The 16,275-nt window shown below is 66.5% G+C and carries 15 protein-coding genes; 12 read left to right on the forward strand and 3 right to left on the reverse strand.

Features of this window, described 5'->3' with window-relative positions:
* Nucleotides 1-5: 5 nt before the first annotated feature.
* Entirely contained in the window at nt 6-854 is an 849-nt protein-coding gene (locus MJ601_RS02960) for an SGNH/GDSL hydrolase family protein (RefSeq protein WP_242123094.1), read from the reverse strand.
* Nucleotides 847-2,328, reverse strand: coding sequence for a replicative DNA helicase (locus MJ601_RS02965; RefSeq protein ID WP_242123096.1), 1,482 nt, complete (start codon nt 2,326-2,328; stop codon nt 847-849). The genes MJ601_RS02960 and MJ601_RS02965 overlap by 8 nt, the downstream gene beginning before the upstream one ends.
* Nucleotides 2,329-2,450: 122 nt before the next feature.
* Between MJ601_RS02965 and MJ601_RS02970 the strand changes: the two genes are divergently transcribed.
* From MJ601_RS02970 to MJ601_RS03025, 12 genes are all read left to right on the forward strand, one after another.
* A complete protein-coding gene (locus tag MJ601_RS02970) occupies nt 2,451-2,933 on the forward strand; it encodes a UPF0262 family protein (protein ID WP_242123314.1) in 483 nt (160 codons plus the stop codon).
* A 32-nt stretch (nt 2,934-2,965) separates the two neighbouring features.
* Complete coding sequence (locus MJ601_RS02975) at nt 2,966-3,631, forward strand: GH25 family lysozyme (protein WP_242123316.1); 666 nt, start codon at nt 2,966-2,968, stop codon at nt 3,629-3,631.
* Entirely contained in the window at nt 3,610-4,086 is a 477-nt protein-coding gene (locus MJ601_RS02980) for a cytidine deaminase (protein WP_242123098.1), read from the forward strand. The genes MJ601_RS02975 and MJ601_RS02980 overlap by 22 nt, the downstream gene beginning before the upstream one ends.
* Nucleotides 4,087-4,090: 4 nt before the next feature.
* Nucleotides 4,091-4,645 carry a dCTP deaminase gene (dcd, locus tag MJ601_RS02985; protein WP_242123099.1) on the forward strand — a complete coding sequence of 185 codons (555 nt, stop codon included), beginning with the start codon at nt 4,091-4,093 and terminating at the stop codon, nt 4,643-4,645.
* 44 nt (nt 4,646-4,689) lie between these two features.
* A complete protein-coding gene (locus MJ601_RS02990) occupies nt 4,690-5,481 on the forward strand; it encodes a metallophosphoesterase (RefSeq protein WP_242123318.1) in 792 nt (263 codons plus the stop codon).
* A gap of 164 nt (nt 5,482-5,645) precedes the next feature.
* On the forward strand, nt 5,646-8,435 hold the full coding sequence (locus MJ601_RS02995) for a TonB-dependent receptor plug domain-containing protein (protein WP_242123101.1): 2,790 nt from the start codon (nt 5,646-5,648) through the stop codon (nt 8,433-8,435).
* A 112-nt stretch (nt 8,436-8,547) separates the two neighbouring features.
* Nucleotides 8,548-11,682, forward strand: coding sequence for an amidohydrolase family protein (locus MJ601_RS03000; protein ID WP_242123103.1), 3,135 nt, complete (start codon nt 8,548-8,550; stop codon nt 11,680-11,682).
* Between the two features lie 140 nt (nt 11,683-11,822).
* The gene (locus MJ601_RS03005) at nt 11,823-12,413 is read left to right on the forward strand and encodes an anthranilate synthase component II (RefSeq protein ID WP_242123105.1); all 591 of its coding nucleotides are present in this window, start codon (nt 11,823-11,825) and stop codon (nt 12,411-12,413) included.
* 195 nt (nt 12,414-12,608) lie between these two features.
* A complete protein-coding gene (gene trpD, locus MJ601_RS03010) occupies nt 12,609-13,601 on the forward strand; it encodes an anthranilate phosphoribosyltransferase (RefSeq protein WP_242123320.1) in 993 nt (330 codons plus the stop codon).
* Entirely contained in the window at nt 13,598-14,389 is a 792-nt protein-coding gene (gene trpC, locus MJ601_RS03015) for an indole-3-glycerol phosphate synthase TrpC (protein ID WP_242123107.1), read from the forward strand. Before trpD ends, trpC begins: the two co-directional genes overlap by 4 nt.
* Nucleotides 14,386-14,856: a cyclic pyranopterin monophosphate synthase MoaC gene (gene moaC, locus MJ601_RS03020; protein ID WP_242123109.1), complete on the forward strand. Its 471-nt coding sequence runs from the start codon at nt 14,386-14,388 to the stop codon at nt 14,854-14,856. Before trpC ends, moaC begins: the two co-directional genes overlap by 4 nt.
* Nucleotides 14,853-16,037 (forward strand): molybdopterin molybdotransferase MoeA, encoded by a 1,185-nt coding sequence (locus MJ601_RS03025; RefSeq protein ID WP_242123111.1) that lies wholly within the window; start codon nt 14,853-14,855, stop codon nt 16,035-16,037. Before moaC ends, MJ601_RS03025 begins: the two co-directional genes overlap by 4 nt.
* 47 nt (nt 16,038-16,084) lie before the next feature.
* Here MJ601_RS03025 and MJ601_RS03030 read toward each other — a convergent pair whose 3' ends face one another.
* Complete coding sequence (locus MJ601_RS03030; RefSeq protein WP_242123113.1) at nt 16,085-16,243, reverse strand: hypothetical protein; 159 nt, start codon at nt 16,241-16,243, stop codon at nt 16,085-16,087.
* Between the last annotated feature and the right edge of the window lie 32 nt (nt 16,244-16,275).

Genomic DNA, 16,275 nt, shown 5'->3' on the forward strand with positions numbered 1-16,275 from the left:
GACGGTCAGTCGATCATGTGATCGAGCGCATTGGCCACCGCCGTCATTCCCGCCAGATTGGGATGATAGGGGACGAAGCTGGTCCAATCCGCAGAAGCATTGAAACCGTTCATCCATGGATCGGCGGCGCAAGCATCATGACCATGGGTGAAACGGGATGCCTGCAACAGCTCGACCCCCGACTGGCGGGCGACTTCCGCCGTCAACCGGGCCAGACGCGCTGCGATCGCCCGGCTCCTGTCCGCCTGTTGCGGCGGCAATGGCGTCGCCTGGCATTGCCCCCCGTCAGGCAGGACCGCGGGATAATCGATGACGATGATCCGCGCATGGGGCGCCCGGCGGCGCATTTCCGCCAGCATGGCCCGCATGCGCGCTTCCAGTTCCTGCCAGTCCTGTTCGCCCGGGTCCATGACGGGCAGGCAGGAACTGCCGCCGACCGCACGGCATGACGCGCCTATCAACCCGCCAATATAGCCGACATCATTGCCCCCGACCGTGACGGTAATCAACGCGGTGTCCGGAGTCAGCGCATCGAGTTGCGGCGGCAGTTCGGCCCATTTCTCCAGCAGATGAAGGGCTTTGGCACCGCTGCAGCTCACATCCGTCAGCCGAAATCCACGCTTGCGAGCCAGTTGATGCGCATAATTGTCCCTCGATCGGGCGCAACGCGTAGGCGGCGTGTCGGCGGTCTGCGTGATGCCCGGTCCCGCGGCGAAGGAACTCCCCATCGCAACATAGCTGGCGCCCCGACCGGGCGAGCCATGGTCGGCCGTGCGCTGCGGCGTCGCGCACCCGGCCAGCAGCATGACGCCGAAAGCGCAGCCCGCAAGGACAAGCCCTCCCCGCTTATTCATAATCATCCAGATAGCTGCCTTCCGCCAGGTCGGAAAAGCGGGTGATCTTGGCGTCGAACTTCATCCGGATGCGCCCCGTGGAGCCGTGACGCTGCTTGGCCACGATCACCTCGGCCAGGCCGTAGATGCGCTCCATTTCCTGCGCCCATTCCAGATGCTCGGCGCTTTCCTTGTTCCCCGGCTCCTTGGCGGCGACATAATAATCCTCGCGGAACACGAACCACACCATGTCCGCGTCCTGCTCGATCGAGCCCGATTCACGCAGGTCGGAGAGCTGCGGCCGCTTGTCCTCGCGCTGTTCCACCGCACGGCTGAGCTGCGACAACGCCAGCACCGGGCAGTTCAATTCCTTCGCCAGCGTCTTCAGGCCACGGGAAATTTCGGAAATCTCGTTGACGCGATTGTCGCCCTTGCCGGTGCCCTGCAGCAGCTGGAGATAGTCGACCACGACGAAGCCGATATCGTGCCGCCGCTTCAACCGCCGGGCGCGGGTGCGCAGCGCGGCGATGGTCAGGCCCGGCGTATCGTCGATGAACAGCGGCAGTTCCTGCAGCTCGCGCGCCGCACGAGAGAGATTCTGGAAGTCGGCCCGGCTGATCTTGCCCATGCGCAGCGCTTCGCCGCTGATCCCCGACTGTTCGGCCAGCACGCGGGTGGCAAGCTGGTCGGCGGACATTTCCAGGCTGAAGAAGGCGGTCTTCGCGCCCATATTCTTTTCCGGCGGAATCCCGTCGGCATGGTCCCTCAGCCAGCGCGAGGCGGCATTATAGGCGATGTTGGTGGCGAGCGACGTCTTGCCCATGCCCGGCCGGCCCGCCAGGATCATCAGGTCGGAATTGTGCATGCCGCCGATTTTCTCATTGAGGCTGTTGATGCCGGTGGTGATGCCCGACACATGGCCGCCGCTGTTGAGCGCCCGCTCGGCCACCTGAACCGCCATGGTGGTGGCGGTCGCGAAGCTCTTGACCGATCCGGTTTCCCCCTCCCCCTCGGACACTTTGTAGAGCGCGACCTCGGCCTGCTCGATCTGCTCGCGCGGATTGACGTCCTCGCTGGTATCCAGAGCATTTTCAAACAGTTCCCGCCCGACTTGGACAAGCTGCCGCAACAGGGCAAGGTCGTAGATCTGCGTCGCGAAGTCGCGCGCGCCCAGCAGCGCCGCGCCATTGCCGGTAAGCTGCGCCAGATAGCCCGCGCCGCCCAGTTCCTTCAGCGCCGGGTCCTGCTCCAGCATCGGCTTCAGCGTTACCGGATTGGCGACCATGTCGCGCTCGACCAGCCGCATCACCGCTTCATAGATGCGGCCATGCAGCGGCTCGAAGAAATGCTCCGGCTTCAGCTTCAACTGCACATCTTCGGCGATGCGGTTGTCGATCATCAGCGCGCCCAGCAGCGCCGCCTCCGCCTCGACGTTGCGGGGCAGTTCGGTAAGGGCTGCTTCCGTGGCAGCATTGATTTGCACGAGTTCGACCATTGTCCCCTCATCGCCGCGACCGCCGCGCCGCGCAAGCCACAAGCTTGAAACGGCCGGGAAAAGCTGTGGACAAGAGTCCCCCTTGCTTTTCGCCGCGCGGCACCGCACTGACCATAGCGCCCATGGCCGATCCGCGCATCATCGATATCACGCTCGACGAGCGGACGATTCTCTGGCGCAACGCCGATGTGGAGCAGGAACGGCGCATCGCCATTTTCGACCTGCTGGAGGAAAATCATTTCGAACCGCAGCGCGTCCATGAGGATGGCTATGCCGGCCCCTACAGGGTCCACCTGCGGGTCGAGGAAGGCCGGCTGGTCATAGAGATCAAGCGGGAGAATGGCGATCCGCTGGAGGCGATCATCCTCGGCTTGGGGCGGTTCCGGCGCCCGATCCGCGACTATTTCGCCATTTGCGACAGCTATTATCAGGCAATCAGCAATGCGTCGCCCGCACAGATCGAGACGGTGGACATGGCGCGCAGGGGCATCCACAATGCCGCCGCCGAGACGCTGATCGAGCGGCTGGGGGGCAAGATCAAGGTCGATTTCGATACGGCCCGCCGCCTCTTCACGCTGATCTGCGTTCTGCACATCAAGGGGTAAGGGGCATCCGTCAGTTGAGTTTCGGCCAGTTGCTGGCCCGTATTTTCGCGATTCTCGCCATCTTCGGGCTGATCGGCCTGGGGCTGCTGCTCTATGCGCGCGACTGGGCGCCCGACCGGAAGGCGTTTCCGGCCCAGGGCGTGTCCGTCTCGTCCGACAACGGCCCGATCGAATGGGGCACGCTGGCGGCGCAGGGGGCAGACTTCGCCTATATTCGCGCGGCCAAGGGCGGGCAGTTCCGCGACCCCGCCTTCGAACGCAACTGGGAACAGGTGCAGGCGGCCGGCATGCGCTATGGCGCGGTGCTGGATTTCAGCCTGTGCGCCAGGGCGGCCGATCAGGCGACGCGCTTCATCACGACGGTGCCGCGCGACAATGCGGCCCTGCCTCCGGTGATCCGGCTGGCCTTCGATCCCGCGTGCCGGGCGCGGCCGGGCCAGGATTTCGTGCTGTCGGAGCTGAACACGCTGGTCAATCTGATCGAAAGCCATGCGGGCACGCCCGTCGTGCTCAATCTTTCCGACGATTTCGACGCGGAATATGACATCGCCTCGCGGATCAACCGGACGCTGTGGCTGGAAGGGAATTTCTTTCCCCCCGACGCCGAAAAGCGGAAATGGGTGATGTGGACAGCCAGCGATATGCGGCATATCGACGGCGTCGAAGGTCCGGTCAGATGGGATGTGATGGCGCCGTGAGTGCGAAGCAGTCATTGATAGAGGCGGCGCGGGCGGCGATGGCCCACGCCCATGCGCCCTACAGCCGTTTCGCGGTCGGGGCGGCGGTGCGGCTGACCGATGGCGCGATCGTGACCGGAAGCAATTTCGAAAATGCGAGCTACGGCCTGTCCCTCTGCGCCGAGACGGTCGCACTGGCTTCGGTCAACGCGCAGGGGCGCCTGGCCGATGTGGAAGCGATCGCGGTGGTGGGCGGCGCGATGGGCGCGGACGGATCGGTGAGCGGCGATGCGATCGTCACGCCTTGCGGGCGGTGCCGCCAGATCATGAACGAAGCCGAACAGATGGCCGGGCGGACGCTTGCCATCTACTGCGCGGCGCCCGATGGCGATGCCGTGGCCGAACATCGCGTCGCGCAACTCCTACCCTTTGCCTTCGGCCCTGCCGATCTGGGCATCATGCCGGGAAAGAACTGAAACAATGTCGATATTGTCGGATAAATGGATTCGCGAGCAGGCCCGGACGAACGGCATGATCGAACCGTTCGTGGAGAGCCAGCGGCGCGACGGCTGCATCAGCTACGGCCTCTCCTCCTACGGCTATGACGCGCGGGTGGCGGACGAATTCAAGATCTTCACCAATGTCGACAGCGCGGTGGTGGACCCCAAGGATTTCGCCGCCAACAGCTTCGTCGACCGCAAGACCGACTGCTGCATCATCCCGCCCAACAGCTTCGCGCTGGCCCGGACGGTCGAATATTTCCGGGTGCCGCGCGACGTGCTGGTGATCTGCCTCGGCAAATCGACCTATGCGCGCTGCGGCATCATCGTGAACGTGACTCCGCTGGAACCGGGCTGGGAAGGCCATGTGACGCTGGAATTCTCCAACACCACACCGCTCCCGGCCAAGATCTACGCCAATGAAGGTGCCTGCCAGTTCCTGTTCCTCCAGGGCAACGAACCCTGCGAGACCAGCTATGCCGACCGCGCGGGCAAATATATGGGGCAGCAGGGCGTTACATTGCCCCGCCTTTAAGGTCGTGCGAGACTGGCAGGCATGATGTGCGCGCCCTGCCCGCCATGCTGATCCCCTTCCTCCGCCGGAAAGCGCCGGGGGACACGCCTGCTTATAGCGCGGGAGAGGACTGCCGCGTCTATGCGGTCGGCGACATTCATGGCCGCGACGACCTGTTCGCCGAACTGCTCGACCGGATCGCCCGGGACGAAGCCGGGCGGCCTCCCCTGCCGCGGCTGCTGATCCTGCTGGGCGACCTGGTGGACCGCGGGCCTGCGTCGCGGCAGGTGGTCGAACGGGCGATGCAGCTTTCGCGATCGGGCGAATGCGTCCGCTTCATCAAGGGCAATCATGAGGAGATGTTCATCGCCGCGGCGCGGGGACAGGTCCAGGCGGTGCGCCCGTTCCGCCGCTTTGGCGGCATCGAGACGCTGGCCAGTTATGGCCTGGCGCCGGAAGAGGCCATGGCCCTGGGCGACAAGGCGCTCGTCGAGTGGATGCTCGCCGAAATTCCGCGCGACGCGATCGATTTCCTGGATGATGGCGAGGACCAGATCGGCGTGGGCGACTATCTGTTCGTCCATGCCGGGGTGCGCCCCCGCGTCCCGCTGGACGCGCAGATCCCGGCCGATCTGCGCTGGATCAGGGGCGATTTCCTCAACCATCGCCGCCCGTTCGGCAAGATGGTCGTCCATGGCCACAGCATCAGCGAGGATGTGGATGTCCAGCCCAACCGCATCGGCATCGACACGGGCGCCTTCCGCAGCGGGCGGCTGACCGCCATAGGGCTGGAAAAGGAGCAGCGCTGGTTTCTGCAAACCGGCGCGGATGCCCCCCATCCAGATCAGTCTTTGTAATATAATTATAACAATAACCCGTTTCACGCCGATATTCTGATCATTCATAGCGGATCGGGGGTCATTCCCTGTCCCGTTCCGCTGCCGACCATGGCGGATCGGGACCTACTCTTCGTTCGAAGAACCGGAACGGCAAAAATGCCGTCAGGAACAGGGGAACAATCATGCGTATTCGCCATGCACTGGCGGGGGTCGCCCTCGCCACCTGTCTCGTTTCGCCCTCCGCACTGAACGCCGCCACCGGCAAGGACGCGACGCTCTCGCAGCGCCACAAGTTCGACATCGCGCCCCAGCCCCTGAGCAGCGCGCTGCGCCTCCTCTCGACGCAATCGGGCGTCCGCATCCTTTTCCCCTATGACGAGGTCGCCGCGATCCGCAGCCGCCGGGTCCAGGGCTGGCTCTCCACCGAGGACGCGCTGGAGCGGCTGCTGGCCGGAACCGCGCTCCGGCACAGCGAGGCGGGCGCCGGCGTCATCGCGCTCGCCGTGCCCGCCAATCGCGCCGCCGCCCGCCACAGCCCGATGGGCGTGCAACTCGCCCAGGCCAATGTTGCGGGAGCCTCCGCGACGCCCGTCGCCATGGCCCCCGCCGCCGAAGCGGAGGATGCGTCGGCGCCGATCATCGTGACCGGCACGCGCCAGACGACCCGCACCGTCGCCGACAGCCTGGCCCCCATCGACGTTCTGGGCGCCAAGGATCTGGAGGCGAGCGGCAAACAGTCGGTGCGCGACCTGCTGGGAACATTGGTGCCCTCGATCAACGTGTCCAACAGCGGCGCAGGCGCCAGTTTCGCGGTCAAGACGCTGTCGCTGCGCGGGCTTGCGGGCGATCAGCTGCTGGTGCTCGTCAACGGCAAGCGGCGGCACAACACCGCCACCCTCTTCATCAACGGCACGACTCAGAACGGCCAGTCGCCGCCGGACCTGGACCTGATCCCCTCCGCCTCCATCGAGCGGATCGAGGTGCTGCGCGACGGCGCGTCGGCCCAATATGGGTCGGACGCGATCGCGGGCGTGGTCAACATCCTCCTCAAGAACGACACGAGCGGCAGCGCCTCGCTGCTGGGCGGCGGCACCGCCGACGGCGGCGGCGAACAGGGCCGCTTTCAGATCAGCAAGGGCTTCGGCATCGGCGATGGCGGCCATGTCCACTTCACGCTCGATGCCTTCCTGCAGGGGCGGACCTATCGCAGCGCCCTCAATCCGGGGCAGTTCTACGCCCGCGTCGGCCAGCTCTACTCCTCGACCGCCGGCACGCTCGACCCGCGCGAGGCGACCGTCGACCGCAATGTGAACAAGGGCGGCCAGCCGCAGGTTTCCGGCGTCAACTTCGCCTATGACATGTCGCTGCCGGTCAACGACATGATCGAATTCTACCTGTTCGGCACCGCGTCACGGCGGCATAGCGACGCCTGGCTCACCTATCGCTTCCCCGATGCGCCGAACAACATTCCCGAACTCTTCCCCAACGGCTACAGCCCGCACCTCCATATCTATGACGAGGATTTCCAGACGGCGGCGGGCCTGCGCGGCGACCTGTCCGACACATTCCATTATGATCTGTCGAGCAGCTTTTCGCGCGACTGGGTGAAATATCGGGAAAGCTCGGTCGTCAACGCCTCGCTCGGCCCGGCCAGCCCGGCCAGCATGTATATCGGTTCGGTCACCGCCAAGGAGTGGACGACCAATCTCGACCTGCAGAAGACGCTCGAACTGGGGCTGGCCGAACCGCTGCTGGTCGCGGTCGGGGCGGAATATCGCTGGAACAGCTATGCCATCGGCGCGGGCGATCCAGCCTCCTACATCGACGGCGGCTACCGGTCGACCACGGGACCGAACCGGGGCGTACTGCGGACCTCGGGCTCGCAGGGCGTGACCGGCTTCCCCCTCTCCGCCGCCGGGGAATGGAGCCGCAACAACTGGAGCGCCTATCTGAACCTCGAACAGAAGATCGTCGACGGGCTGGAGATCGCGCTGGCCGGACGGCATGAGGATTATTCGGACTTCGGCACCACCAACACCGGCAAGGCCTCGATCCGGATCGAGCCGGTGCGCGGGCTTGCCCTGCGCGGCACGGCCAGCACCGGCTTCCGCGCTCCGACGCTCCAGCAGCAGCATTATTCCTCCGCCTCCACCATCAATGTGGGCGGCGTGCTGCTGCCGGTATCGGCGCTGCCGGTCGACTCGCCCGCGGCCATCGCGCTCGGCGCCACGCCGCTCAAGCCGGAAAAGTCGAAAAACCTGTCCGCGGGCATCGTCCTGACGCCGACGCCGCGCCTCAACATCACGGTCGACGCCTATCAGATCAAGATCGACGACCGCATCCTGCTGTCGGAAACGCTGCAGGGGCCCCTGGTGCGCAGCGTCCTCGCGGCGGCGGGCATCACTTCCTCGGCGGGAGGCTTCTATTTCTCCAACGCGGCAGACACGCGGACGCGCGGGCTGGACATCGTCAGCACATGGCGCGCGCCGCTCGGCGAGCTGGGCAATGCCGTGTTCAACCTGTCGGCCAATTTCAACAAGACCGTCTTCACCCATGTCGATGCCGTCCCGGCGGTGCTCGCCAGTTCGGGCCTGGTCTTGATCGGCCGGTCGAAGCAGGGCGACTTCACCAAGGGCACGCCCCGCGACAAGTTCATCGCCAACATGCTCTGGACCAGGGGCCCGGCCAGCCTGAACCTGCGCGCGACCCGTTACGGCAAGGTGACGATGGTAAATCCCACCACGCCCGCGCTGGACGCGGTGATCGATCCCAAGGTGATCTTCGACCTCGAACTGGGGCTGGAACTGCGCAAGGGGATCAAGCTGAGCGCGGGCGCGAACAATCTGTTCAACATCTATCCGAACAAATTGCCGGCCGTGCTGCAGGGCAACGGCTTCTCCCTCTACAACCAATATTCACCCTACGGCACCAGCGGCGGCTTCTATTATGGCCGGCTGAACTTCGAATTTTAGAGCGCGCTGCGTCAAATCGGACGCAAGTCGCGCGCTCACGTTTTTTGTTTTCGCATCGTGCGCAAAACCGGCTCCCACTTTTGCGCACGATGCTCCAAGGCAGGGGAACGGCATGACGGGTCGAGTGACAATCAACCGGCGTGAGGCTCTGGCGGCGGGCGGCATCGGGCTGCTCGCGGCCGGGAACGCCGGGTCGCTGGCGCAGGCCCCGGCGGCGGGCAGGGAGACAGTGGTAAAGGTCGAGGATTGCACCAATGTCGCCCTCGCCCTTTCCCCGGACGGCAAGCGGATCGCCTTCGACCTGCTGGGCATTTTGTGGACCATGCCGGTCGAAGGCGGCCCGCTGCAAAGGCTGACGGGCGATTTCGACGATCTGGCCCAGCCCGACTGGTCGCCGGACGGCGAAAGGATCGCCTTCCAATCCTATCGATCGGGCAATTTCCACATCTGGTCGGTGGCCGCCGATGGCGGGGACATGCGCCAGCATGGCGACGGCGCGTTCGACGACCGCGAACCGCGCTGGTCGCCCGACGGCAGGACCATCGCCTTTTCATCCGACCGCGCGGAGGGACGCTATGCCATCCATCTGCTCGACGTCGCGACCGGCAGGGTCACGCTCTTTTCGAAGGGCACGACCAACGACAGCGAACCGGCCTGGTCGCCCGACGGCAGGACGCTTGCCTATGTGGCAGGCGGAACGAAGCTGCTGGCGGTGGACGTGGCCAGCGGCGCCGCGAGGCAGGCGGCCTCGGTGCCCCCCTCGCCCGACCGTTTCAACCCCTCCGCGATCATGGCGCCCGCCTTCGCCCCCGACGGGACGATCCTCTACACCCGGCTCCTGCCCGGATCGCTGACGCTGGTCCGGGGCGGCGAAGACATCATCGCGGGCGAGGATCTCTATCCCTTCCGCCCCGCCTTCACCCCGGACGGCGCGATCCTCTACGGGTCGGGCGGCAAGATCCGCAAATGGCGCAACGGCACCGCGACGGTCGTCCCCTTCCAGACCAGCGTGCCGGTGACCACGCCCAGCTACCGGAAAAAGACGCGGGACTTCACCTCGACCACGCCCAAGCCGGTCGTCGGCATCGCCGCCCCGATGCTGTCCCCCGACGGCAGGAGCATCGTCTTCGCCGCGCTCAACGACATCTATCTGCTGCCTATCGGCGGCGCGCCCAAGAAGCTGGTAGGCGGTCCCTTTCATAAATGCGACCCCGCCTGGTCGCCCGACGGCAGGACGATCGCCTATTCCTCCGACCGGGGCGGGACGCTGGACCTGTGGCTGCACGATCTGGCGACGGGCAAGGACAGGCAGCTCACCAACATCCCCGACAAGGCGGTGGCCTGGGGAAGCTGGTCGCGGGACGGCAAGCTGATCGCCTTTCTCGATCAGGAGGGCGCCCTTCACAGCGTCGAGGTGGCGAGCGGCACCGTGCGCAAGCTGTTCGATGCGCTCTGGGAACCGGGACGGCCCAGCTTCGGGCCGGATGGCAAGACCATCGCCTATGCCGCCTTCAAGCCGGTGACGGGCCGTTACCGCGAAGGCGCCAGCCAGATACTGACCGTCGATATCGCGACCGGCAAGGGCCGCTACCAGCCGGTGGCGGAGGGCAAGTCGATCGGCGTGCGCGGGCATGACGGCCCGGTCTGGTCGCCCGACGGGAAATGGATGGCCTATGTCTTCGCCAGCACGCTCTGGGTCGTGCCGGTGGCGCCGGACGGCAGCTTCACCGGCGCGCCAAGGCAGATCACCCGCGAAGTGACCGACGCGCCGAGCTGGAGCGGCGACTCCCGATCCCTGCTTTATCTGAGTTCCGGAAAATTTCGGCTGGTGCCGCTGTCGGGCACTGCGGCGCAGACCATCCCGTGCCGTCTCCAGTGGGCAAATGCCATGCCTTCGGGTCGCACCGTCATCAGGGCCGGCAAAATGTGGGACGCCCTGTCCGCCGATTACCGGACGGGCGTGGACGTGGTGATCGACGGCAACCAGATTGCCGCGATCACCCCCCATGACGGCGGGATGCCATCGGACGCGAATGCGCAACTGGTCGATGCGCCCGCGCTGACGCTGATGCCGGGCCTCATCGACATGCACACCCACCGGCAGATGGCGGGCTATGGCTATGGCGACCGGATGGGGCGGCTGTGGCTGGCGATGGGGATCACCGCGACCCGCTCGCCCGGCTGCCCGGCCTATCATATGGTCGAGGACCGGGAAGCGATCCAGAGCGGCCGGCGGATCGCGGCACGCCATTATGCCACGGGCGAGGCGATCGACGGCGGGCGCATCTTCTACAATTTCATGCGGCCGGTGACGGAGCCTGGGCAGATGGCGCTGGAGCTGGAGCGGGCGCGGGCGCTCGACTACGACATGGTGAAGACCTATGTGCGGCTGCGCCACGATGTGCAGAAGCAGGTCGTCACCGAGGCGCATCGCATGGGGATGCACCTCTCGTCCCACTATCACTATCCCGCCCTGCACAGCGGCATGGACTGCATGGAGCATACCGGCGCCACCAACCGCTATGGCTATTCGCGGACGATCACCTCGCTGGGCGGCGGCTATCATGACGTCACCGACCTGTTCGCGGCGGCCAGGGCCGGGCGGACCCCCACCCTCTTCGCGGCGACGGCCCTGCTGGGCGAGGATGATTATTTCGCCAGGGATGCGCGGGTCAGGACGCTCTACCCCGTCTGGGAATATGAAAAGCTGCTGGCCCGGGCAAGGGCGATGGCGGGCGACGGCGGCAAGCCGATGCTGGCCTCGCTGGAGCGGCAGGTGGAGCAGATCAGGCTGATGCTGGCAGCGGGCTGGCATCCCATTTCGGGAACCGATGCCCCCATCGACCTGACGGCGGTCAGCCTGCATCTCAACCTGCGCGGGATGGTGCGGTGCGGGATTTCGCCCCATGACGCGCTGATGATGACGACGCGCTGGTCCGGCGAGTTTCTGGGCGAACCGATCGGGCGCATCGAGCGCGGGATGCTGGCCGACATGATATTGGTGGAGGGCGATCCACTGAAGGATGTGAACGCCGTCGCCGATGTGAAGCAAGTCGTCGCCAACGGGGTGGTGCACACGCCGGAGCAATTGATGGCGCCCTTCGTCAGCGCAAGACCGCAGGCCGAACGGACGCCGGTGCTCCCGCCGCTGGCCCACGCCCACCAGCATTTCTGGTGGCACGATGCGGAATATGTCGAGTCCAGCCGCGCCGCCTGTTGCGCTGGACACAGCGTGGCGCATGCCTGAGATGTGATCGCATGTGGACGTTCCCTCTCCCACCGGGAGAGGGAGGGAGCCGCGCACAGCGCGGCGGAAGGGTGAGGGCGACGGGCACGATTACACCTCCCCCTTCCCCCCACCCCATTCCCGCGCTAAAGCCTCCGCCCATGATCCTCGTCATCGACAATTATGACAGCTTCACCTGGAACCTCGTCCATTATCTCATGGAACTGGGCGCGGAAGTCGAAGTCGTCCGCAACGACGCCATCTCGGCGGGCCAGGCCTTGTCCAGCGGCGCGCAGGCCTTCCTGCTGTCGCCCGGCCCCTGCACCCCCAATGAAGCGGGCGTCAGCCTCGACCTTGTCGCCGCCTGCGCCGATGCGGGCGCGCCGCTGCTGGGCGTGTGCCTCGGCCACCAGTCGATCGGCCAGCATTTCGGCGGAAAGGTCGTGCGCGGCGGCCTGATGCACGGCAAGACATCGCCCGTCAGCCACGACGGCACCGGCCTGTTTAAGGGCCTGCCCTCGCCCTTCATCGCCACCCGCTACCACTCGCTGATCGTGGAGGATATTCCCGCCAGCCTGATCGTCAACGCCACCAGCGAGGACGGATCGGTCATGGGCTTCCGCCACAGGGATCTGCCGATCCATTCGGTCCAGTTCCACCCGGAAAGCATCGCGACCGAACATGGCCATGACATGCTGGCCAATTTCCTGCGGATCGCCGGCATCCCCGTCCGGGACCGCGTGGCCGCCTGAGACGCTTTTTCCTGTCCTACAGGCCTCTCCCGCGCTAAACGGGGGCTGGCTCCTTGACTTGTCGAAATCCCCGGAAAATCGCGCTTTTCCAGCGTCTCCATCGTGTCACCTATGTCACCCTGCGACGGGGTGCCGCAGCGATATGCGCGTTGCCGCTCTCGACTTTGGCGCCATCCCATGATTAAGGCAGCGTCGATGACCCGCCTGCCCGATCCTTCCGCGCCGCTGGATGCGCAAGCCGCCGCCACGGCCTTCGACCTGCTGTTCGACGCCGACCTTTCCGAAGAGGAGATTGCGGGCTTCCTCGTCACCATGGCCCGTCGCGGCGAGACCTCAACGGAAATCGCCGCCGCCGCCCGCGCCATGCGCGCCCGGATGATCCCGGTCATCGCCCCGGACGGCGCGATCGACGTCTGCGGCACCGGAGGGGACGGGCACCATACGCTCAACGTCTCGACCGCCGTGTCGCTGGTGGTCGCCGCTGCGGGCGTCCCCGTCGCCAAGCATGGCAACCGCGCCGCCTCCTCCAAGGCGGGCGCCGCCGACACGCTGGAAGCGCTCGGCCTCGATCTGGACCGCGCCGCCCAAACCGCCGAAGCGACGCTGGCCGATCTCGGCATCTGCTTCCTCTTCGCGCAAAACTACCACCCGGCGCTCAGGCGCCTCGGCCCGATCCGCAAGGCGATCGGCGAACGCACCATCTTCAACCTCATGGGTCCGCTCGCCAACCCAGCCCGCGTCCGCCGCCAACTGGTCGGCATCGCCCGCCCGGATTATGTGCCCATCTATGCCCAGGCGCTCGCGGAACTGGGCGTCGACCGCGCCATGATCATCTCCGGCGACGAGGGCCTGGACGAACTCTCGCTCGCGGGCGGCAACGACATGGCGGAGGTGAAGGGCCACAGCCTGGTCGCCATGCACCGCCTCACCGCCGCCGACCTTGGCCTCTCCACCCATCCGGTGGAGGCGATCAAGGGCGGCGACCCCGCCTATAATGCCGCGGCCCTGCGCGCCCTGCTGCAAGGCGAACCGGGCCCCTATCGCGACGCGGTGCTGCTCAACGCCGCCGCTGCCCTTGTCGTGGCCGACGCCGTATCCGATTTCCGCGAAGGCGTGGAGGAAGCCGCCGAAACCATCGATCGCGGCCTTGCCAACGCCCTCCTCAATTGCTGGATTGCCTTCGAATGACCAACAAGCTGATCGAAATCTGCGATGCGAAGCGGGAGGAGGTCGCCCGCCGTAAGGCCGCGATCACCGTTTCGACCCTGCACGCCCGCGCTTCCGAACAGACGCCTCCGCGCGGCTTCCGCAAGGCGCTGGACGATGCCGCCCGCTCCGGCTTCGGCCTGATCGCGGAAATCAAGAAAGCCAGCCCGTCCAAGGGCCTGATCCGCCCCGATTTCGACCCGCCCGCCCATGCCCAGGCCTATGCGGCGGGCGGCGCCGCCTGCCTCTCGGTACTGACCGATGAACCTTATTTCCAGGGCCATGACGATTATCTGATGGCCGCCCGGTCGGCCTGTGCCCTGCCGGTGCTGCGCAAGGATTTCATGGTCGATCCCTGGCAGGTGCTGGAAAGCCGATCGCTGGGCGCCGACGCCATCCTCATCATCGCCGCCGCGCTGGACGACGGCCAGATGGCGGAGATCGAGGATGCCGCCCTGGGCCTCGGCATGGATGCCTTGATCGAGGTTCACGACGCGCAGGAACTGGAGCGCGCGATGAAGCTGCGCTCGCGCCTGATCGGCGTCAACAATCGCGACCTGCGCGACTTCACGGTGGACTTCGCCCGCACCTATGAACTGGTGGGGCAGGCGCCCGAAGGCTGCACCTTCGTCGCGGAAAGCGGCATCACCGGCCATGCCGACCTCATCGCCATGTCGGACCATGGCGTGCGCTGCTTCCTGGTGGGGGAAACGCTCATGCGCCAGGCCGATGTCGAGGCGGCAACCCACAATCTGCTGACGGGCGCATGAGCAGCCTCACCCATCTCGACGAGGACGGCTCGGCCCATATGGTCGACGTCTCGGCGAAGGCGGTGACGGCCCGCCAGGCGATCGCCACCGGCCGCATCGGCATGAGCGAAGAGGCCGCCAGCGCCATCGCACAGGGGCTGGTAAAGAAAGGCGACGTCCTCGCCGTCGCCCGCGTCGCGGGAATCATGGCCGCCAAGCGCACCGCCGACCTGATCCCGCTCTGCCACCCCATCGCGCTTACTTCCGTCAGCATCGACTTCGCCCTCGACACGCACGGCGTCACCGTCACCGCAACGGCGAAAACCGCCGGACAGACGGGCGTGGAGATGGAGGCGCTGACCGCCGCGACCGTCGCGCTGCTCACCGTCTACGACATGGCGAAGGCGCTGGACAAGGGCATGGTGATCGGCGACGTCCGGCTGCTCGCCAAGAGCGGCGGCAAGTCCGGAGAGTGGCGCGCGCCATGAGCCTGCTGCCGGTCGCGGAGGCGCAGGGCCGCCTGATGGCGCTGGGCACGCGCCTCCCGACGGAGGACGTCGCCATCCCCGCCTGCACCGGCCGCTGGCTGACCCGGGATGTCATGGCGCTGCGCGACCAGCCCTGGGCCGATCTTTCCGCCATGGACGGCTATGCCGTTCGCGCCGCGGAATGCCCCGGTCCTTGGCAAGTCACAGCGGAAAGCAGCGCAGGCGGCGCCCTGCCTCCCCCCCTCCAGCCGGGCGAGGCCTGCCGCATCTTCACCGGCGCGCCCCTGCCGGACGGCGCCGATAGCGTGCTCATACAGGAAGATGCCATCCGCGAGGGCACCCTCCTGCGCTCCACAGAAGCGTCCCTGCCCACTGGCCGCAACGTGCGCCCCGCCGCCTCCGATTTCCGTGGGGGGGGCCTCCTGCTCGCCGCCGGCACGGCACTTGGCCCCGCCCAGATCGCCCTCGCCGTCCTGGGCGGCCACGGCACCCTGCCGGTCGCGCGCCCCGCCCGCATCGCGCTCATCTCCACCGGCAACGAGTTGGTATCGCCCGGCGCCTTTGCATCGCCCGGACAATTACCCTGTTCCAACACGCCGATGCTGGCCGCCCTGCTCGCAAGCCTGCCGTGCGAGGTGATCGATCTCGGCATCGTCCGCGACGATCTCAACAGCATGACCGCCGCCTTCGATCGTGCCCGGGGGGCCGACATCATCGTCTCGACAGGCGGCGCATCGGTCGGCGATCATGACATCGTCCGCCCCGCCTTCGCTCGCGCAGGCGGCTCGCTCGATTTCTGGAAGATCAGGATGCGTCCGGGCAAGCCGCTCATGGCGGGCATACTGAACGAGGCGATATTCCTAGGACTGCCCGGCAATCCCGTATCCGCTTTCGTGACGGCGACGCTGTTCCTGCTGCCGCTCGTCCGGCACCTCATGGGATCGGGCGCTTCCCTCCCTCGCACCATGCCCGCCGCACTGGCCTCAGCCCTGCCCGCCACCGGCGAGCGGGACGATTATCTCCGAGCCTTCCGCAGCGAGGCGGGCGTCGTGTCGGTGACGTCGCAGGACAGCGCCGCCACCGCCGCCCTGGCCAAGGCCGATTGCCTGATCCTGCGCCCCGCCGGATCGCCCGCCGCTGCCGCGGGCGACCCTGTCACTGTCATCTCCCTTGGCGCATAAGGAAAGGGGCCGCGAAGCGACCCCTTCCACGACAGCAGGTTGAACGTTCAGCGCTGCTGCTTTCCCGGCGCCTTGTCCTGACGGCGTTCGTCGCCCATCTGGCCCTGCCGGTTCTCCTGCTGCTGTTGACGTCCGCCCTGGCTCGACCGGTCGCCGCCCTGTTGATCGCGGCGTTGGTTTTTGTCCTTGTCGTTCTGATTAGGCATCTTGCACTCCTATTCACCCTCTTGTGGAAGGC

Source organism: Sphingobium trunci, assembly GCF_022664535.1.
In the GTDB taxonomy this organism is placed as follows: Bacteria; Pseudomonadota; Alphaproteobacteria; order Sphingomonadales; family Sphingomonadaceae; genus Sphingobium.